The sequence below is a fragment of the Thauera sedimentorum genome (assembly GCF_014489115.1).
Lineage (GTDB): Bacteria > Pseudomonadota > Gammaproteobacteria > Burkholderiales > Rhodocyclaceae > Pseudothauera > Pseudothauera sedimentorum.
Genome location: NZ_JACTAH010000002.1, coordinates 662,611 through 681,356 on the forward strand (window position 1 = coordinate 662,611; position 18,746 = coordinate 681,356).

13 protein-coding genes are annotated in these 18,746 nt (G+C 68.7%); 8 read left to right on the forward strand and 5 right to left on the reverse strand.

Annotated elements, in window-relative coordinates:
- Positions 1-15 precede the first annotated feature (15 nt).
- Both IAI53_RS12900 and IAI53_RS12905 read right to left on the reverse strand, forming a co-directional pair.
- Positions 16-972 (reverse strand): recombination-associated protein RdgC, encoded by a 957-nt coding sequence (locus IAI53_RS12900; protein ID WP_187718592.1) that lies wholly within the window; start codon positions 970-972, stop codon positions 16-18.
- A gap of 85 nt (positions 973-1,057) precedes the next feature.
- Positions 1,058-1,525 (reverse strand): SRPBCC family protein, encoded by a 468-nt coding sequence (locus IAI53_RS12905; protein WP_187718593.1) that lies wholly within the window; start codon positions 1,523-1,525, stop codon positions 1,058-1,060.
- A 109-nt stretch (positions 1,526-1,634) separates the two neighbouring features.
- Here IAI53_RS12905 and IAI53_RS12910 point away from each other — a divergent pair, with 109 nt between their 5' ends.
- The 6 genes from IAI53_RS12910 to IAI53_RS12935 all read left to right on the forward strand — a co-directional run bounded on the left by IAI53_RS12910 (position 1,635) and on the right by IAI53_RS12935 (position 11,460).
- Positions 1,635-2,351: a 16S rRNA pseudouridine(516) synthase gene (locus tag IAI53_RS12910; RefSeq protein ID WP_187718594.1), complete on the forward strand. Its 717-nt coding sequence runs from the start codon at positions 1,635-1,637 to the stop codon at positions 2,349-2,351.
- 360 nt (positions 2,352-2,711) lie between these two features.
- Positions 2,712-3,896, forward strand: a complete 1,185-nt coding sequence (earP, locus tag IAI53_RS12915; RefSeq protein WP_187719432.1) for an elongation factor P maturation arginine rhamnosyltransferase EarP — start codon at positions 2,712-2,714, stop codon at positions 3,894-3,896.
- Positions 3,897-3,950: 54 nt separating this feature from the next.
- A complete protein-coding gene (efp, locus tag IAI53_RS12920) occupies positions 3,951-4,508 on the forward strand; it encodes an elongation factor P (protein WP_187718595.1) in 558 nt (185 codons plus the stop codon).
- Between the two features lie 150 nt (positions 4,509-4,658).
- Positions 4,659-5,072, forward strand: a complete 414-nt coding sequence (locus tag IAI53_RS12925) for a hypothetical protein (protein WP_187718596.1) — start codon at positions 4,659-4,661, stop codon at positions 5,070-5,072.
- Positions 5,073-5,134: 62 nt separating this feature from the next.
- Positions 5,135-10,720: an excinuclease ABC subunit UvrA gene (gene uvrA, locus IAI53_RS12930; protein WP_187718597.1), complete on the forward strand. Its 5,586-nt coding sequence runs from the start codon at positions 5,135-5,137 to the stop codon at positions 10,718-10,720.
- Positions 10,721-10,761: 41 nt separating this feature from the next.
- Positions 10,762-11,460 carry a cytochrome b/b6 domain-containing protein gene (locus tag IAI53_RS12935; RefSeq protein WP_187718598.1) on the forward strand — a complete coding sequence of 233 codons (699 nt, stop codon included), beginning with the start codon at positions 10,762-10,764 and terminating at the stop codon, positions 11,458-11,460.
- A gap of 64 nt (positions 11,461-11,524) precedes the next feature.
- On the opposite strand, the gene IAI53_RS12940 is transcribed toward IAI53_RS12935, so the two are convergent.
- Entirely contained in the window at positions 11,525-11,995 is a 471-nt protein-coding gene (locus tag IAI53_RS12940; protein ID WP_187718599.1) for a c-type cytochrome, read from the reverse strand.
- Between the two features lie 258 nt (positions 11,996-12,253).
- On the opposite strand from IAI53_RS12940, the gene IAI53_RS12945 reads away from it, so the two are divergent.
- Positions 12,254-13,876, forward strand: coding sequence for a methyl-accepting chemotaxis protein (locus tag IAI53_RS12945; RefSeq protein WP_187718600.1), 1,623 nt, complete (start codon positions 12,254-12,256; stop codon positions 13,874-13,876).
- Between the two features lie 78 nt (positions 13,877-13,954).
- Here the strand turns inward: IAI53_RS12945 and IAI53_RS12950 are convergent, their stop codons facing one another.
- On the reverse strand, positions 13,955-15,412 hold the full coding sequence (locus tag IAI53_RS12950; protein WP_187718601.1) for a DegQ family serine endoprotease: 1,458 nt from the start codon (positions 15,410-15,412) through the stop codon (positions 13,955-13,957).
- A gap of 117 nt (positions 15,413-15,529) precedes the next feature.
- Positions 15,530-17,545: a TonB-dependent receptor plug domain-containing protein gene (locus IAI53_RS12955; protein ID WP_349771927.1), complete on the reverse strand. Its 2,016-nt coding sequence runs from the start codon at positions 17,543-17,545 to the stop codon at positions 15,530-15,532.
- Between the two features lie 243 nt (positions 17,546-17,788).
- On the opposite strand from IAI53_RS12955, the gene IAI53_RS12960 reads away from it, so the two are divergent.
- Positions 17,789-18,727 (forward strand): hydrogen peroxide-inducible genes activator, encoded by a 939-nt coding sequence (locus IAI53_RS12960; protein ID WP_187718603.1) that lies wholly within the window; start codon positions 17,789-17,791, stop codon positions 18,725-18,727.
- Positions 18,728-18,746 lie beyond the last annotated feature (19 nt).

Below are 18,746 nucleotides of genomic sequence, written 5' to 3' on the forward strand. Positions count from 1 at the left end.
AGGCGCCGGTGGCCATCAGAACGGCGGGTCGCCCGCCAGCGCCGGGGCGGCACCTGCCGCCGCGGACGTTTCCGCCGCCTTCAGCTCGCCGCCCAGCACCTCGACCACTGCCGGCAGCAGCAGGCGCAGTTCGCCGGTCATCAGCGCAAAGCCGGCATCGAACAGCGCCTGGGCATCGGTTTCCTTGTCGTCGAGCTGCTCGCGCACCACGTCGAGGAAGTTCAGCCGCTTGATCTCGGTCTTTTCGGTGAGCACGAAGCTCACCCGGTCGTCGAAGGTCAGCGCCAGGCGGGTGGGCAGCTTGCCGGCCGCCAGGTGGGCGCGCACGTCCTCGCCGTCCAGCGCGTGGCGCACGTAGCGCACCGCGGCCTTCTCGTCGGCCACCGAGCGCAGTTCGGCGTCCTGGTCGATGGTGAAGTTGCCCGGCGCCTCACCACCGGCCAGCCAGTCGGCCATCGCCGCCACCGGGCTGCGTTCGGTACGCACCAGCGACAGGGGCAGGGTGTCCAGGGTCTGGCGCAGCACCTCGAGCAGGTCCTCGGCGCGGGTCTGGCTGGGCGCATCCACCCCCAGCCAGCCGCCCACCGGGTCTATCCATGCGTACATCTTGCGCCGCCGGGTGAAGGCACGCGGCATCAGCTCCTGCTGCACCGCCTCGCGCAGTTCCTTCATCTGCTTGCGACCGGGCTTGTAGCCCTGCTGCGCGGCGATCTCCTCGGCACGCTCGTCGGCCACCTGGCGCACCACCGAGGGCGGCAGCAGGCGCTGCTCCACCCCCAGGGCGATCAGCCACTGGCCGCCGATCGAATGCACCAGCTGGTCGTTGCCGACCGGTGACAGCCAGCCGCGCGATTCCGGGTCCTGGCTGCCGCAGGGCACGAAACGCCGGCGCGCGAGCTGCTCGTCGAGCGCCTCCAGGCTGATGTTCCACGGCGCCGGCAGGCGATAGATCTGCAGATTCTTGAACCACATGTGTTTGCTTCCTGATCCTGGCAAAGACAAAGCCCGCGCGGTGAGCCGCTGCGGGCGGGAAAAAGGGGAAGGCGGGAGCGTCTGCTTACTGCAGGCGTCCGGACTCGGCAATCATGCGGATGACCCGCAGCGTGTCGAGGTCGGACTCGTGGTAGGCCGAGCGCACGATCTCCGCCACCTGCACGTCCTGTCCTGCCGCTTCCGGCAAGGTGGTGGCGTACTGGAAGCGCAGGAAGACCTCGCCCGGTTCCGGTTCCTCGATACTGATGGTCAGGCTGCCGCCGGCATGCTCGGCCGTGGGGGCGGACTCGAAGCGCATCCACTGCAGTTCCGCGTAGCTGACGCGGTCCTCGACCACGGCGCCGCCGAAGTGCAGCTCGCGCACCAGCGCATCCTCATGCCGTTCGCGGATCACGCAGCGCTCCAGCCCGGGGAGGAAGGCGCGCGGGTCTTCGGCACGGCACAGCAGGCCGAACCAGACCTCCTCGCGGGTCAGATTGCTCTGTGCCGGATCGGCAAGATCATTGACCTGGACCAGATGCTCGAACTTCACCTGCACGCTCCATTGCTTTCCGGGCGACAGTGTACCGTGCTCGGCGCGCGGTCTGTTGCCCTTCGTGCCGCGATCGTGGAAGCGCGGGAACAGGGCCTACAATCGCCCCATGAAACTAGAACGCCTTCTCCATTCCCAGGGTTTCGGCTCCCGCAAGGAGTGTCGCGCCCTGATCCGTGCCGGCCTGCTGAGCATTGCCGGCGAGACGATTGACGACCCGTTCGCCGACGTTTCCCCCGAAAACCTCGTCTTCTCCGTCGATGGCGACGAATGGCAGTACCGTGAAAAGGCCTACCTGGTCCTGCACAAACCGGCCAACTACGAGTGCTCCCACCAACCGCAGTTCCACCCCAGCGTGTTTTCCTTGCTGCCAGCACCCCTGGTGACTCGCGGCGTGCAATGTGTCGGCCGCCTGGACCAGGACAGTACCGGGCTGATGCTGCTCTCCGACGACGGCCAGTTCATCCATTACTGGAGCTCCGGCAAGAAGCGCGTGCCCAAGGTGTACGAGGTCGCCACCGCCGAGCCGGTTACCGACGCCCAGGTCGAGGCCTTGCTCGCCGGCGTCCAGTTGCATGACGAACCCGCGCCCATCGTCGCCGCGGCCTGCGAACGCACCGCCGAACGCGCACTGCGCCTGACCGTGACCGAAGGCAAGTACCACCAGGTCAAGCGCATGGTGGCGGCAGCCGGCAATCATGTGGACCGGCTGCATCGCAGCAGGATAGGCGGATTCGACCTGCCTGCCGAACTCGCGCCCGGGGAATGGCGCTGGCTGGACGAAGCCGATCTGGCCCGTCTGGCGGAGTTTGCCGCCCTTTCCTAGTGGTTCTCATCGGGTGGGCCGGGTCCGTGCCTGCCCACCACTCCGCTTCTTGCTGATGCCTTGCCAGCCGTTCTGCCAGTCGTCGACCGCTCGTGGTTCGAGCTTTTTCCGCGCCGAGCAGGTTGACGGTTTTCTTTCTGTTTTTAGGTTTTATATAAAAGACAAAGATGTTAACAGTGGGCCGTTTTCTGTGGATAACTCATTGACAACCTTTCCGTACAAGGGATTTCGCCACTTGAAAAACGCTTGGCAAGCCTGCCGTACGGCTGTGGAGAAAATGTAGACCGAATTCGCTCCCCGCCGTTTTTCCCCTCTTATCCACAAGCCCTCCCCATCGAACTCGTCGACTTGTCTACCGTCATGCTTCCCACCCCGGCTTCCGCTGTGCCCGATTGCGAGTTCTTCTGCCAGGTTGTGGATAACTTTGGCGATATCGGCGTCTGCTGGCGGCTGGCGCGCGATCTGGCGGCCCGCGGGCACGCTGTCAGGCTGTGGGTGGACGATTGGGCGACCCTCGCGCGCCTGTGTCCGCAGGTTGCAGGGGGCGGGGACGGGATGAGGGTGGAGGGCGTCGAACTGCGCCACTGGACGCAGGTGTTTCCGGTCGTCGAGCCGGCCAGGCTGGTGGTCGAGGCCTTCGCCTGCGAGCTGCCGGAGGCGCACCTGGCCGGCATGGCCGCGCGTCAGCCCAGGCCGGTGTGGATCAACCTCGAGTACCTGTCGGCCGAGGACTGGGTCGCCGGGGTCCATGGCATGGCCTCGCCCCATCCGCGCCTGCCGCTTACCAAGTACTTCTGCTTCCCCGGTTTCGATGCCCGCAGTGGCGGTCTGCCGCGCGAACCCGGCCTGGTCGGGGCACGCGCGGCCTTCCGGGCGGACACTGGCGCGCGGGCGCAGCTGTTCGCCGGGCTCGGCGGCGCACCGGCCGCAGATGCGCTGGTCGTCTCGCTGTTCGCCTATGGCCATCCGCAGCTTGCCGGATTGCTGGCCGCGTGGTGCGCCGGACCGCGCCCGCTCTGCCTGCTGGTGCCGGAAGGGCGGATCGTCGCGGACATCGCCGCTGCGCTCGACCTGCCCGGGCTCGCGACCGGCGACCGGGTGGTGCACGGCGCGCTGGACCTGCGGGTGATCCCCTTCGCCGACCAGGACGGCTACGACCGCCTGCTGTGGGCCTGCGACCTCAATTTCGTACGCGGCGAGGATTCCTTCGTGCGTGCCCAATGGGCGGCGCACCCCTTCGTGTGGCAGATCTACCGCCAGGCGGAGGACGTGCACCACGTCAAGCTCGATGCCTTCCTGCAGCGCTACTGTGCCGGCCTGGAGGCGACGCCCGCCGATGCGCTGCGGGCATTCTGGCGGGCGTGGAACGAGGTCGGCAGTGAGGACGGCGGCCTGCCGGACAGCCCGGCGGCCTGTTGGCCGGCCTTTGCCGCCGCGCTTCCGGCGCTGGAGGCGCATGCCGGACGCTGGGCGGCGACCCTGGCCGATCTGCCCGATCTTGTCGACACACTGGCGCATTATCTCGAAGCGGCGGTAAAATCCTGAGTTTTTAGTACTTTGCAGCGGCTTTGCCGCGGCTAGAAGACCTCAGGGAACAGCATGAAAACCGCACAGGAACTCCGCTCCGGCAACGTCATCATGGTCGGCAGCGACCCGCTCGTGGTCCAGAAGACCGAATACAACAAGTCCGGCCGCAACGCCGCGGTCGTGAAGATGAAGCTGAAGAACCTGCTCACCGGCGCGCCGTCCGAGTCGGTGTACAAGGCCGACGACAAGTTCGAAGTCGTCCAGCTCGACCGCAAGGAAGTGACCTACTCCTACTTCGCCGATCCGATGTACGTGTTCATGGACGCCGACTACGAGCAGTACGAAGTCGAGGCCGAGAACATGACCGACGCGCTGAAGTATCTGGAAGACGGCCTGCAGTGCGAAGTGGTGTTCTACAACGGCAAGGCGATCTCGGTGGAACTGCCGAACTCGGTGGTGCGCGAAGTCACCTACACCGAGCCCGCGGTCAAGGGCGACACCTCCGGCAAGGTGCTCAAGCCCGCCACCATCGGCACCGGCTTCGAACTGATGGTGCCGGCCTTCGTCGAGATCGGCGACAAGATCGAGATCGACACCCGTACCGACGAGTACAAGAACCGCGTGAAGTAAGCCGCACGCAGCGCATCGACAGGGCCCGCAATCGCGGGCCTTGTTGTTTTTGCGACGCGGATCAGGGATTTCCGCGCTTGTAATCGAAACTGAAGCCTGTAGTTTCGAACCAATACACCAAGGCTTTGCCACCCAGTCCAGGAGTCCTGCATGAAACCCCTCGCGGCGAGCTTCGTGGCCGTCCTCGCCCTCGGCCACGCAGCCTGTTCCGACACCAGTCCGCCCGAACCGCCGGCGCCGCCCGTTCCGATCGAGACCCAGCCCCCGGCGCCGGTGGTCGAACGCGAACTGCCGCCGGCGATGGTGGAACCCGAGGAACCCGCGGCCGAGCGCCCGCCGCGCGTGAGCGCGATGCCCGACCCGGCGGCCGACAAGGCGGATGACGAAGCGGCCCGCGTCTCGCGCGACCGCGACGCCAAGCAGGCCACCGAGGAAGCGGCCCGGCGCATCTTCGACGCCGCCCAGCGCCTGCGCGATGCCGGACGCGAGGCGGTCAAGGCGGTGCGCGAGTCGGGCAATCCCCCGGCGGACGAAGCATCCGCGACGGAGCCCGCAACACAGTAAGCGGCGCGTGGCCCGGCCCCTATAATCGACGCCTGACCCCAACGCCCGTCGATTACAAGAACATGCCCACCCCGCCGTCAGACCGCATCCGCATCCGCGGCGCCAGCCAGAACAACCTGCGCCGGCTCGACCTCGACATCCCGCTCAACCAGCTGCTGGTGGTCACCGGGGTGTCGGGCTCGGGCAAGTCCTCGCTGGTCTTCGACACCCTCTACGCCGAGGGCCAGCGCCGCTACGTCGAGACCTTCTCGCCCTACGCGCGCCAGTTCCTCGACCGCCAGGACCGCCCGCGGGTGGACCGCATCGAAGGCGTGCCGCCGGCCATCGCCATCGACCAGACCAACCCGGTGCGCACCTCGCGCTCCACGGTCGGCACCATGACCGAGCTGGCCGACCACTTCAAGCTGCTCTATGCCCGTGCCGCCCACCTGCACTGTCGCGGCTGCGGCGCGCGGGTGGCGCGCGACACCCCGGAGAGCATTGCCGACAGCCTGGCCGCGCGCGCCGCAGTGGCCGGCGACCCGCGCCTGGTGATCAGCTTCCCGGTGAGGGTGCCGGACAACTACAGCGAGGCGGAGATCACCGCCCTGCTCGAACAGCAGGGCTACACCCGCATCCACGCCCGCGAAGGCAACACCCTGCGGGTGGTGCAGGACCGCCTGCGCGCCTCCAGCGCCGAACGCAGCCGTCTGGTCGAGGCACTGGAAACCGCGCTGCGCCACGGCCACGGGCGCCTGTCGGTGCATGCGCTGGCGGAATCTGGCGAAGCCGAATGGCGTTATTCGGCCGACCTGCACTGCGCCGATTGCGACATCCATTACTCCGAACCGACCCCCGGCCTGTTCTCCTTCAACTCGCCGATCGGCGCCTGCGACACCTGCCGCGGCTTCGGCCGGGTGATCGGGGTGGATTTCAGCCTGGTGATCCCGGACGAATCCAAGACCCTGGCCGAAGGCGCGGTCAAGCCGTGGCAGAGCCCGTCCTTCCGCGAATGCCAGGACGACATGGCGAAGATGGCCAAGAAGTACGGGGTGGCCATGGACGTGCCTTTCCGCGAGCTCCCGGAAGAACACCGGCAGTGGGTGCTGGAAGGCGACGCCGGCTGGAAGAGCTGGGAATCCTCCTGGCCGCGCAAGTGGTACGGGGTGCGCCACTTCTTCGACTGGCTGGAGAGCAAGGCCTACAAGATGCACATCCGGGTGCTGCTGTCGCGCTACCGCAGCTACACCGAATGCCCGGCCTGCCACGGCGCCCGCCTCAAGCCGGAAGCCCTGCTGTGGCGATTGCCGCTGGGCGAGGGCGGCGGGCTGCCCATCCACGAGCTGTTCGCGCTGCCCATCGACCGCGTGCGCGACGCAGTGGAGGAACTCGCCCAGCCCGGCCGCGCGGTGCGCAGCGGCGCGGACGAGGCCACCGAGCTGGTGCTCGGCGAGATCCGCAGCCGCCTGCAGTACCTGGCCGACGTCGGCCTCGGCTACCTCACCCTGGACCGCCAGTCGCGCACGCTGTCCGGCGGCGAGGTGCAGCGCATCAACCTCACCACCGCGCTCGGCACCTCGCTGGTGAACACCCTGTTCGTGCTGGATGAACCCTCCATCGGCCTGCACCCGCGCGACATCGGCCGCATCCTCGGGGTGATGAACCGGCTGCGAGACGCCGGCAACACCCTGGTGGTGGTCGAGCACGACCCGCAGGTCATGCTGGCCGCCGACGAGTTGCTGGAGATCGGCCCCGGCCCCGGCGAGCGCGGCGGCAACATCGTCGCGCGCGGCACCCCGGCGGCGATCGCCGCCGACCCGGCCTCGGTCACCGGCCCGTGGCTGGCCGGCCACAAGCACCTGGGTAGCCGTGCCACCCGGCCGGTCGACAGCGCCACCCCGCGCCTCACCCTGCGCGGTGCACGCCAGCACAACCTGGCCGGCATCGATGTGGCCTTTCCGCTGCAGCGCCTGGTCTGCCTCACCGGGGTGTCCGGTTCGGGCAAGTCCACGCTGATCCAGGACATCCTTCATCCGGCGCTGGCCAAGCATTTCGGAGAGGGCACCGAGGCGCCCGGCGCCTTTGATGCCATCGACGGCCTGCAGCACATCGCCGGGGTGGTGATGGTCGACCAATCGCCGATCGGCAAGAGCTCGCGCTCCAACCCGGTGAGCTATGTCGGCGCCTGGGACCCGATCCGCAACCTGTTCGCCGCGCTGCCGGAGGCGAAACAGCGCGGCTACTCGCCCGGCACCTTCAGCTTCAATTCCGGCAACGGGCGCTGCCCGACCTGCACCGGCTCCGGCTTCGAGCATGTGGAGATGCAGTTCCTCTCCGACGTCTGGCTGCGCTGCCCGGACTGCGACGGCAAGCGCTACCGCCCGCAGGTGCTGGAGCTGCAATGGCGCGGCCGCTCGGTGGCCGACGTGCTGGAGATGACCGTGCGCGAGGCGCTGGCCTTCTTCGCCGACCAGCCCAAGGTGCATGCCGCGCTCGCCCCGCTGGTCGAGGTCGGCCTCGACTACTTGCGCCTCGGCCAGCCGGTGCCCACCCTGTCCGGGGGCGAGGCCCAGCGCCTGAAGCTCGCCGGCCACCTGGCCGCGGCGGCGCAGAAGAAGGGCGCCAGGCGCAAGGCCGCCGAGGCCGGCGCCCCCGGCCTGCTCTTCCTGTTCGACGAACCCACCACCGGCCTGCACTTCGAGGATGTCGCCACCCTGCTCGGCGCCTTCGACACCTTGCTCGAAGCCGGCCATTCGCTGGTGGTCATCGAGCACAACCTCGACGTGATCGCCGCCGCCGACTGGCTGATCGACCTCGGCCCGGAAGGCGGCGAAGGCGGTGGTCACATCGTCGCCGAAGGCGCGCCGGACGCGCTGCGCGCGCATCCGTCCTCGCACACCGCCGCCGCCTTGCGCGACTACGCCGCGGCGCTGGTCGACACCCGCGCGCGCGCCCAACCCGGCGTGGCCGAGGCGCCGGCGCGCTACCGCGCGGTGGCCGCGCCGGCCATCGACATCCGCCACGCGCGCGAGCACAACCTCAAGAACATCAGCCTGCAGATCCCGCGCGACCGCTTCACCGTGGTCACCGGCCTGTCCGGCTCGGGCAAGTCCACGCTGGCCTTCGACATCGTCTTCGGCGAAGGCCAGCGCCGCTACCTGGAATCGCTCAACGCCTACGCCCGCCAGTTCGTCCAGCCCTCCAGCCGGCCGGATGTGGACGGCCTGTTCGGCATCCCGCCAACGGTGGCCATCGAACAGCGCACGAGCCGCGGCGGGCGCAAGAGCACGGTGGCTACGCTCACCGAGATCCACCCCTTCCTGCGCCTGCTGTACACCAAGCTCGGCACCCAGTACTGCCCCACCTGCGAGGTGCCGGTCACCCCGCAGAGCTTCGAGGCCATCGCCGCGCAGATCCTGCGCGACTTCGACGGCCGCTCGGTGGAGCTGCTCGCCCCGCTGGTGGTGAACCGCAAGGGCCTGTACACCGAGCTCGCGCGCTGGGCCAAGGGCAAGGGTTACACCCAGCTGCGGGTGGACGGCGACTATCTGCCCACCACCAAGTGGCCCCGCCTGGACCGCTACAAGGAGCACGACATCGACCTGCCGGTGGGCATGGTGGTGGTCGGTGCCACGCAGGAAGCGGTGCTGCGCACCCAGCTCGCCGAAGCGCTCGAGCACGGCAAGGGGGTCATGAAGGTGCTGGAACTCGGCAAGGTGGGCGCCACGCCGGTCACCTTCTCCACCCTGCGCGCCTGCCCGTGCTGCGGCACCAGCTTCCCGGAGCCCGACCCGCGGCTGTTCTCCTACAACGCCAAGCACGGCTGGTGCCCGGACTGCTACGGCACCGGGCTGAAGCTGGCGGCCAAGGTGGACGACCCGGATGCGCTGGATCTGGGTGAAGCAGACGCTGCCACCGACGAACCCTGCCCGACCTGCAGCGGCGCCCGCCTGAACCCGGTGGCGCGCGCGGTACGCTTTCGCGATCGCGGTCTGCACCAGCTCGCCGCCCTGTCGGTGGATGCGGCGGCCGAGGTCTTCGGCGGGCTGGAACTCGCCAACCGCGAGGCCGAGATCGCCCGCGATCTGGTGGCCGAGATCCGCGGCCGGCTGGACTTCCTGCGCCAAGTCGGGCTCGGCTACCTGGCGCTCGACCGCGCCGCGCCCACGCTGTCCGGCGGCGAGGCGCAGCGCATCCGCCTGGCCGCCCAGCTCGGTTCCAACCTGCGCGGGGTGTGCTACATCCTCGACGAGCCCACCATCGGCCTGCACCCGCGCGACAACCAGATGCTGCTCGACACCCTGGAGGCGCTGCGCGACCGCGGCAACACCCTGCTGGTGGTCGAGCACGACGAGGACACCATCCGTCGCGCCGACCACGTCATCGACCTCGGCCCCGGCGCCGGCGTGCGCGGCGGCCGGGTGGTGGCCGAAGGGCGGCTGGCGGAGCTGATGGCCGCCCCCGAGTCGGCCACCGGACGCTACCTGCGCGCGCCGCTGGCGCATCCGATGGGCACGCGCCGCGAAGTGGCCGCCGACCATCCGGCCATCGAGGTGATCGGCGCCACGCTCCACAACCTGCACGAGGTGGCGGTGCGCCTGCCGCTCGGCCGCCTGGTGGTGGTCACCGGGGTGTCCGGCTCGGGCAAGTCCTCACTGGCGCGCGACGTGGTGCATGCCAATCTGGTGCGCCTGCTGGGCGACGCCAGCCCGGCGGGCCGGGCCAAGGCGAAGAAGGCCGGCAAGGACGCAGCGCCGGCGCCTGCAGCGGCGCTCGCCGGTTGCCGCGAGATCCGCGGCTGGCAACAGGTCGGCCGCGTGCTGGAAGTGGACCAGACCCCGATCGGCAAGACCCCGCGCTCCTGCCCGGCCACCTATGTCGGCTTCTGGGACGCCATCCGCAAGCTCTTCGCCGACACCTTCGACGCCCGCACCCGCGGCTGGAACGCCTCGCGCTTCTCCTTCAACACCGGCGCCGGGCGCTGCCCGGCCTGCGAAGGGCAGGGGCAGATCACCGTGGAGATGAACTTCCTGCCCGACGTGAAGACCCCCTGCGAGGTCTGTGGCGGGGCGCGCTTCAACCCGGAGACGCTGGCGGTGCGCTGGCGCGACAAGACGGTGGCCGAGGTGCTGGCGATGCCGGTGGACGAGGCGGTGGACTTCTTCGCCGCCCACCCGTCCATCGCCCACCCGCTGCAGCTGCTGCAGGACGTCGGTCTCGGCTACCTGACCCTGGGCCAGCCCAGCCCAACGCTGTCCGGCGGCGAGGCGCAGCGCATCAAGCTGGTCACCGAGCTGGCCAAGGTGCGTGGCCGCGCCGGGGAATCCGCGTCCACCGGCGGTCGCCCGCTGCCGGCGGAGAAGCACACCCTGTACGTGCTCGACGAGCCCACCGTAGGCCTGCACATGGCCGACGTGGAGAAGCTCATCCACGTGCTGCAGCGCCTGGCCGATGCCGGCCACACCGTGCTGGTCATCGAGCATGACCTCGACCTGATGGCCGAGGCCGACTGGATCGTGGACATGGGCCCGGAAGGCGGCGACGGCGGCGGCCGGGTGGTGGCCGAGGGCCCGCCGGAGGCGATCGTTGCCACCAAGGGCTCGCATACCGGACGCCACCTGGGCGAGTTCCTCGCCGCGCGTGCCGGGAACCGAATCGCCGGACGGTGATCCATCAGGCATTTATCGCAACGCACAACGGAATGAGATCGATGAATCGCAAGCGCATCCGCGTCTGGGACCTGCCGACGCGCCTGTTCCACTGGTCCATGGTCGTGGTCGTCACCGGGGCGATCGTGACCGGGCTGAACGGCGGCAACATGATGATCCACCACCAGCGCCTGGGGGTGATCCTGGTCGGCCTGATCGCCTTCCGCCTGGCCTGGGGTTTCCTCGGCTCGCACACCGCGCGCTTCAGCAGCTTCGTGCGCGGCCCGGGCGCCATCGCCGCCTACCTGCGCGGCCAGTGGCGGGGTATCGGCCACAATCCGGTCGGCGCACTGTCGGTGCTGGCCCTGCTCGCGGTGTTCGGCTTCCAGGCGGTGAGCGGCCTGTTCACCAACGATGACATCGCCTTCGAGGGACCCCTGCGCGATCTGGTGGACAAGGCCACCAGCGACTGGATCACCGGCATCCACGGCAGCATGCTGTGGTGGCTGGCGGCGCTGGTAGCGCTGCATGTCGGTGCGGTGCTGTTCTACCTGCATGCGAAGAAGGAGAACCTGGTGCGGCCGATGCTCACCGGCTGGAAGGAGGTGGACGAACCCGTTCACGAGCCGGCGGGCAAGGGCGGGCTGGCGGCCTTCGTGGTGGCGCTGGTCATCGGTGTGGCGGCAGCCTGGGTCGCGGCTGGCGGCCTGCTGCCGCCGCCTCCGCCGCCGCCCGACCCGGCCACGCTGCCGGCCTGGTAAGACGCTCCAAGAAAAACGGCCACCCTCGGGTGGCCGTTTCGTCGTCCGGTGCGTCCGGCCAGGCTTACTTGGCGCGGAACTGGTCGTGACAGGCCTTGCAGCTTTCGCCGACCTTGCCGAAGGCGGCCTTGATCGCGCCCTGGTCGCCGGTGGCGGCGGCGGCGGCCAGCTCGTTGGCAGCAGTGTTGAAGTTGCCGGCCAGCTTGCCGACTTCCGGCATGTTCTGGAAGAACTCGGGCTTCACCTTGGTCTCGTGGAAGCCGCTGCCCTTGTCGCTGCCGGCCGGGTAGAGCGCGCCCATGCCGGAGTTGGCCACGGCGGCGATGACGTTGGCGGCTGCGACGATCTGGTCCTTGTTGTACGGCACCGCGCCGTCGACCACCTGGGCCTTGATCTTGCCCATGTTCCAGCTCATGAAGGCGTAACCGGCCTGGCGGAACTTGATCGCGTCCTCGGTCTTCATCTGCGCGAGGGACACGGTGGCGACGGACAGGGTGGCAACGCCGAGCACGGCGCCAGCGAGGAGTTTCTTCATGGATGACCTCTCGATGTGTTTGTTGTAGGGAGATTGCTGCACTGCAGGAAACGGCGGACCGGACGGAACTCCGACGCCGGCGATGCAAAATGGTTCATCCGAGTTTATCAGCGTTCCTGAATATGCCGTAGACGTCGGTACCCGGCGGCGAGCGACGCATGGCGGGAAACTATTAAAGGAACTCGTGCGAAGGTCGTAGATAATGGCGACCTGCAACCGAAAACCAGCCGGCCATTGGGCCGGCAACAGGAGTACATCATGCGTCGCCTGGCCGACATGCCGATCTGGTTCCGCCTGACAGCCGTGATCTGGCTGATGCTGATCCTGGCGTGGTCCACGATGATCATCTGGGAAACCCAGGTGAATCGCGAAACCGCGATCGAGCAGGCGGAGGATTTCGCCGCCACCGTCAACGAGATGACCATGGCCGGCCTGACCGGCATGATGATCACCGGCACGGTCGATCAGCGCGATGTCTTCCTCGACCAGATCAAGGAGCTCTCCGCGGTGCGCGACCTGAAGGTGCTGCGCGGCGAAGCGACCTCCCGCCTGTACGGGCCGGGCCACGCCGCGGAGCGGGCCACCGATGCGGCCGAGAACGCCGCACTGGCCAGCGGCGAGACGGTGATGCGCGTCGAGCGCGACGACCAGTACGGCGAACACCTGCGCGTGGTGGTGCCGGCGCGGGCGTCCGCAAACTACCTGGGCAAGGACTGCCTGGTCTGCCACCAGGTGCCCGAGGGCACGGTGCTGGGCGCGGTGAGCATGCGCATCTCGCTCGACAAGGTGAATGCCGCGGTCGAGAGCTTCCGCAACAAGATCTTCCTCTTTGCGGTGCTGGTGTCGGTGCCGCTGCTCGGCTTCGTCGTGCTGTTCGTGCGCTCCTTCGTCACCCGGCCGCTGTCGCACCTGACCGACAGCCTGTCCGACATCGCCCGCGGCGAAGGCGACCTGACCCGCAGGCTGGAAGTGCGCGGCAAGGACGAGATCGGCCACACCGCCAACACCTTCAACCAGATGATGAGCACCATCGGCGGCCTGGTGAAGCAGGTCAGCCAGTCGGCCGAAGCGGTGGCCCAGTCGGCGCGCAGCCTGTCGCAGAGTGCCGCGCGGGTGGCGGAGAGCTCCCACCTGCAGAACGACCAGTCGGTGAGTGCGGCCGGTGCGGTCGAGGAGATGCTCGGCAACATCACCCACATCGCTTCCAGCACCGAGAGCGTGCGCGACCGTTCGCGGGAGAGCCTGGTGCGCTCGCAGGAAGGCAAGAGCAGCCTGTCGCAGCTAATCGGCGAGGTTAGCCATGTGCAGGAGGCGGTGCGCCACATGGCCGAGTCGGTGACCGCCTTCGTCGAGTCCACCCAGTCGATCACCACCATGACCCAGGAAGTGCGCGAGATCGCCGAGCAGACCAACCTGCTGGCCCTCAATGCGGCGATCGAGGCGGCGCGCGCCGGCGAGCAGGGCCGCGGCTTCGCAGTGGTGGCCGACGAGGTGCGCAAGCTGGCCGAGAAGTCGGCGCGTTCGGCCAGCGAGATCGACGAGATCACCCAGGAGATCACCCGCCAGTCGCAGTCGGTGCAGAAATCCATCCAGCGCGGCATGGAGCACCTGGATTCGAGCCGCAAGGCCGCCGACGTGGTGTCCGACGTGCTCGATGCCGCCAACGCCTCGGTCACCGAGGTGGGCGACGGCCTGGACCGCATTGCCAGCGCCACCGAGGAGCAGCGCCGCGCCAGCGAGCAGGTCACCTCAAACATCGAGGCGATCGCCTCGATGGCCAAGGAGAACAACCACGCCATCGAGGACACCGTGCAGGCCGCCCAGGAGCTCGAGCGCCTGGCTGCCGGGCTGCAGGAATCGGTGTCGCGCTTCCGCGTCTAGCGCGGGTCCGTCCGCACAAGAAAAAACCCCCGGCCACACGGCCGGGGGTTTTGTTTTTCAGGCTGTCCGTTTTGCCGCTCAGCCGATGCGTACCGGCACGAACAGGCGCGCGTCGCCGCGCTGGATCAGCAGGGCGAAACGGTTGCCGGCGGCGGCGAGCAGCTTGCGGAAATCATCCACGGTGCGCACCGGCTGATTGTTGAGCGCGAGTATCACGTCGCCCGGCTGTAGGCCGGCGCGTGCCGAGGGGCCGGTAGCCTGCTCGACCACCAGGCCGCCGGCGACGCCGAGCTGGCCGGCCTCCTGGGAAGTCAGCGGGCGCGCCGCCAGGCCGAGCCGGCCGCCGGTGCTTTCGCTGCCTGCCGATTCGGTGCCGGCCAGGGTCTCGCCGCCCATCTCGCCCAGCACCGCGCTCACCTCGCGCTTGCGCCCGTCGCGCCACAGTTGCAGGCGCACCTTGCTGCCCGGACGCTTCTCGCCAATGATGCGCGGCAGGTCGGCCGAGTCGGCCACCTCGACGCCATCTACCCCGAGTACCACGTCGCCCGGGCGGATGTCGGCTTTCTCGGCTGCGCTGCCGGGCTCGACGCTGGACACCAGCGCGCCCTTCGCCTTGTCGAGGCCGAAGGATTCCGCCAGCTCGGTGCTCACCCCCTGGATGGTCACCCCCAGCTTGCCGCGCTGTACCCGGCCGAACTCGACCAGCTGGTCCTTGACGTTCATCGCCACGTCGATCGGGATGGCGAAGGAGATGCCCATGAAGCCGCCGGAACGCGAGTAGATCTGCGAGTTGATGCCGACCACCTCGCCCGCCAGGTTGAACAGCGGTCCGCCCGAGTTGCCGGGGTTGATCGCCACGTCGGTCTGGATGAAGGGCACGTAGTTCTCGTCCGGCAGGCGGCGCGCCTTGGCGGAGATGATGCCGGCGGTCACGGTGTTGTCGAAGCCGAAGGGCGAACCGACCGCCACCACCCATTCGCCCACGCGCGAGCGTTCCGGGTCACCGATCTTCACGGTCGGCAGGCCGGTGGCGTCGATCTTCAGCAGGGCGATGTCGGTGCGCCGGTCGGTGCCCACCACCTTGGCCTTGAACTCCCGCTTGTCGATCATGCGCACGGTGACTTCGGTCTCGCCTTCGCCGACCACATGGGCATTGGTCAGCACGTAGCCGTCCGGGCTGACGATGAAGCCCGAGCCGATGCCGCGGCTGATACGCGGGCCGGCGCCGGGCTGGCCGGGCATACCCGGCAGCGGTACGCCGAAACGACGGAGGAAATCGTAGAACGGGTCGTCGGCGAACGGATTGCCGTCGGCCATCGGCGCGCTCGTCTCCTTGACCACGCTGATGTTCACCACCGCTGCGCCGACCTCTTCGACCAGGTCGCCGAAATCGGGCAGGCCGTAGCGCCCGGGAGCGACCGCGGTCGCCGGCGCGCCGGCGGTGTCGCTGGCATGGGAGGACGATACCGTGAAGCCCTCGGGCAGGCAGGCGGCGAGCGCCAGGGCCAGGCTACTGGCAAGGATCAGGTTTCGCATCGTGATCGTTTTCCGCGTTGGTTGATGACAGGGCTGTGGACGCGAAACGGCGGATGCCGTTCCCCGGAAGGAAGCTGGGGTCGCCGCGGCGTGCTTCAAGCCCTCCGTGCGCAGCGCTCAGAAGCTCGCGCGCAGGCTGAGATGGATCTGCCGGCCGACCTCGGTGGCCGGCCGGTCGCCGCGGGCGAACTGCAGCGGGCGGTGGACCAGCTCCTGGTGGCGGCCGAGCAGGTTGATCCCCGACAGGCGCAGTTCCACCGGCGTATTGCCCACCCGCAGGCTACGCGCCACGCTGAGGTCCAGCGTGGTGTAGGCCGGGACCTGATAGCGGAAACCCTGCACGTAGCCCGATCCGGCCTCGATCGGCCCCATGCGCAGCACGCTCAGCGACCCCTGCCAAGCGCCGAAGCGCTGCAGCCAGGTCAGGCCGGCGGTGTAGGGCGCCACGCTGTCGCGTACCGCGCGCTCGCCGCTCGATACGTGGATCAGCGTGTGGTTGAAGATCAGCTCGCCGTCGGTCCATGGGCGGAAGCGCAACTGGTACTCCAGGCCGTTGAGCTGTACCTCGTGCGGGTGGTTTTGCCAGCGCGAGGAACCGAGGACCTGCTGGACGACCGGCGGGTTGGCCACCGGCAGGCCGTCCACCGACAGCGGATCGGTCTGGGTCACCGCGCTGCGCAGCACGAGGTCCTGGATGCGCTCGTGGAAGATCCGCAGGTCGAACAGACCGGCGCCGTCCTGCAGCACGTCGAGGAAGCCGATCTCGAAGGCGTCGATGCGCTGCGGCTTGATGTCCGGATTCGGCCGGAAGCGGTAGTTCAGCACCTCGCCCTTGTGCACGATGCGCACGTCGGCTTCGCGTTCGAACAGGGTGGGCTGGCGCCAGGCGCGCGACCAGCCGGCCCGCCAGGTCTGGGTGCCGCCCGCTTGCCAGTTGAGGAACAGGCGCGGCGCGAGGCGGACGCGGTCCTCGTCGATGCGTTCGGCCATCGCCCCCGCGTTGAGCAGCCATGCCGGCGCCAGGCGCCATTCCAGGTTGGTGAACAGCCGCCACTCGTGCTGGCTCTGCGCACTCTTGCCATAGAACAGGAAGGGTGCATCCAGCCAGTCGCGGCGCCATTCGGCACCCCACAGGACCTGCATGCTGTCGCTGGCGCGGAAGCGGTGCTGCAGCTCGAGGTTGTCGCGCCGGCTGTTGCGGTTGTTGTTGACCGGGATGCGCTTGGCATCGAGCAGGTAGGCGCGTGCGGCCGGATCGGTGATGGCGTCGATGTTGCGGCTTGAATCGACGAACCATTCGTCCCGGGTGCGCTCGCGGTTGTGGTAATAGGCCAGCGACCACTCCTCGTCCGGTCCCGGGCTGTGCCGCCAGCGCAGGTGCAGGCTGCGGTCGAGGTGGCGGGCGGTGCGCGTGCCGCTGCTGTCGAACAGCACGTCGGGGTAGCCCATGTCGCGCTCGCCTTCGCTCAGGCCCGCGCTCAGGGTGAGCTCGTCGTGCTCGCCCAGGCGCAGGTCGCCGCGCAGGTTGAGCACCCGGATGTCGCGTCCGTCGTGGGTGCCGGGCATGCCATGGTCGTGCTGGCGATGCACGCTGAGGCGCAGGCCCAGCGGGCCGTCCTGCATCACCAGGCGCCCGCCGGCATCGGCGATGCCGTTGCTGCCGAGATTCACGTGCGCCGAACTGCCGGCCTCCGCAGCGGTATGGCGGGTGATGATGTTCACCACGCCGAGAAAGGCGTTGGAGCCGTAGGCGGCCGAGTCCGAGCCGCGCACCACCTCGATGCGTTCGATGTCCTCGATGGCGATCGGCAGCGCGCCCCAGTCGGCGCCGCCGAAGTAGTAGGGCGAATACACCGAACGCCCGTCGATCAGCACCTGCATCTGGTTGGGATAATCGGAGCCCAGCCCGTGGTAGGTCACCCACTGGTCGTTGCCGCGCTCCTGGCCGACCTGCATGCCGGGCACCAGGCGCAGCAGGCGGGCCAGATCGCGGTAGCCGGTGGCGGCGATCTGCTCGGCGTCGATCACCGTGACCGCGCCGGGCGTGTCCTGCAGCGGCTGCGGCAGGCGCGACACGGTGAGCACCACGGGCAGGGCTTCGAAGAAGAAGGCCTCGTCGCCTGCGTGATGCACGCCATCGGACGCCGCAGCAACGGCGGTGAGCCCGAGCCCGCAAAGGGTGCCAAGTAGGTGTTGCCGCGACATGCCGTTAGTGAACTCTGCGCTTCGTGCGTACGTCATCCAGGGTATGCCATTCGACGCATACCGCCCGGGTCCCGAGTATATCGCCTTGTCACGGCCTGCGCAGAAACCTGCGGAGGGGGTAACATCAGGCATCCGCAACAACCGGCCTGCCTCGGCGCGGCAGGAGCCGCCATGACGCTCACCGATCTCCGCTATCTCGTCGCACTGGCCCGCGAACGCCACTTCGGGCGGGCGGCCGAAAAATGCCATGTCAGCCAGCCCACGCTGTCGGTGGCGATCAAGAAGGTCGAGGAAGAGCTCGGTGTGCAGTTGTTCGAGCGCAGCGCCACCGAGGTGAAGATCACCGAAACCGGCCGGCGCATCGTCGCCCAGGCCGAGAAAGTGCTGGTCGAGGCCACCCAGATTCACGAGATCGCCGCCGCCGGCAAGGACCCGCTGTCCGGCCCGCTGCGCCTCGGGGTGATCTACACCATCGGCCCCTACCTGCTGCCGCGCCTGATCCCCCGGGTGCACCAGCTGGCACCGCGCATGCCGCTGATCATCCAGGAGAACTACACCGCCCGTCTCGCCGATGCGCTCAAGCGCGGCGAGCTCGACGTGATCATCATCTCACTGCCCTTCGACGAACCGGGCGTGGTCGCGCAGCCGGTGTATGACGAACCCTTCCGTGTGCTGATGCCCAGCGCCCACCCGTGGGCGCAGACTACCGAAGTCAGCGCGGAACAGCTGGCGGACGACCAGTTGCTGCTGCTCGGCGCGGGCAATTGCTTCCGCGATCAGGTGCTCGAGGTCTGTCCGCAGTGCCGCAATGTCGGCGGGCTGCAGCGCACGCTGGAGGGCAGTTCGCTGGAGACCATCCGCCACATGGTGGCCACCGGCCTGGGGGTGACCGTGCTGCCCAGCTCGGCCGCCGACGAGCTGGAGGCGCAGAACAACCTGATCGCGGTGCGACCCTTCGCCGAACCGGAGCCGGCGCGCCGTGTGGCGCTGGCCTGGCGGGTCACCTACCCGCGCAGCGGAGCGATCGACGTGTTGCGTACCGCGATCCTCGAATGCGGGCTGCCCGGCGTACGGCCGGTGGGGCGCGCCCACTTGCCGGAACCGGCCTGAGGCAGGCCGGCGCATGACC

Coding starts and splice junctions, on each gene's coding strand:
- IAI53_RS12900 (WP_187718592.1), bottom strand. CDS start 972: ATGTGGTTCAAGAATCTGCAGATCTATCGCCTGCCGGCGCCGTGGAAC.
- IAI53_RS12910 (WP_187718594.1), top strand. CDS start 1,635: ATGAAACTAGAACGCCTTCTCCATTCCCAGGGTTTCGGCTCCCGCAAG.
- earP (WP_187719432.1), top strand. CDS start 2,712: ATGCTTCCCACCCCGGCTTCCGCTGTGCCCGATTGCGAGTTCTTCTGC.
- efp (WP_187718595.1), top strand. CDS start 3,951: ATGAAAACCGCACAGGAACTCCGCTCCGGCAACGTCATCATGGTCGGC.
- IAI53_RS12925 (WP_187718596.1), top strand. CDS start 4,659: ATGAAACCCCTCGCGGCGAGCTTCGTGGCCGTCCTCGCCCTCGGCCAC.
- uvrA (WP_187718597.1), top strand. CDS start 5,135: ATGCCCACCCCGCCGTCAGACCGCATCCGCATCCGCGGCGCCAGCCAG.
- IAI53_RS12935 (WP_187718598.1), top strand. CDS start 10,762: ATGAATCGCAAGCGCATCCGCGTCTGGGACCTGCCGACGCGCCTGTTC.
- IAI53_RS12940 (WP_187718599.1), bottom strand. CDS start 11,995: ATGAAGAAACTCCTCGCTGGCGCCGTGCTCGGCGTTGCCACCCTGTCC.
- IAI53_RS12945 (WP_187718600.1), top strand. CDS start 12,254: ATGCGTCGCCTGGCCGACATGCCGATCTGGTTCCGCCTGACAGCCGTG.
- IAI53_RS12950 (WP_187718601.1), bottom strand. CDS start 15,412: ATGCGAAACCTGATCCTTGCCAGTAGCCTGGCCCTGGCGCTCGCCGCC.
- IAI53_RS12960 (WP_187718603.1), top strand. CDS start 17,789: ATGACGCTCACCGATCTCCGCTATCTCGTCGCACTGGCCCGCGAACGC.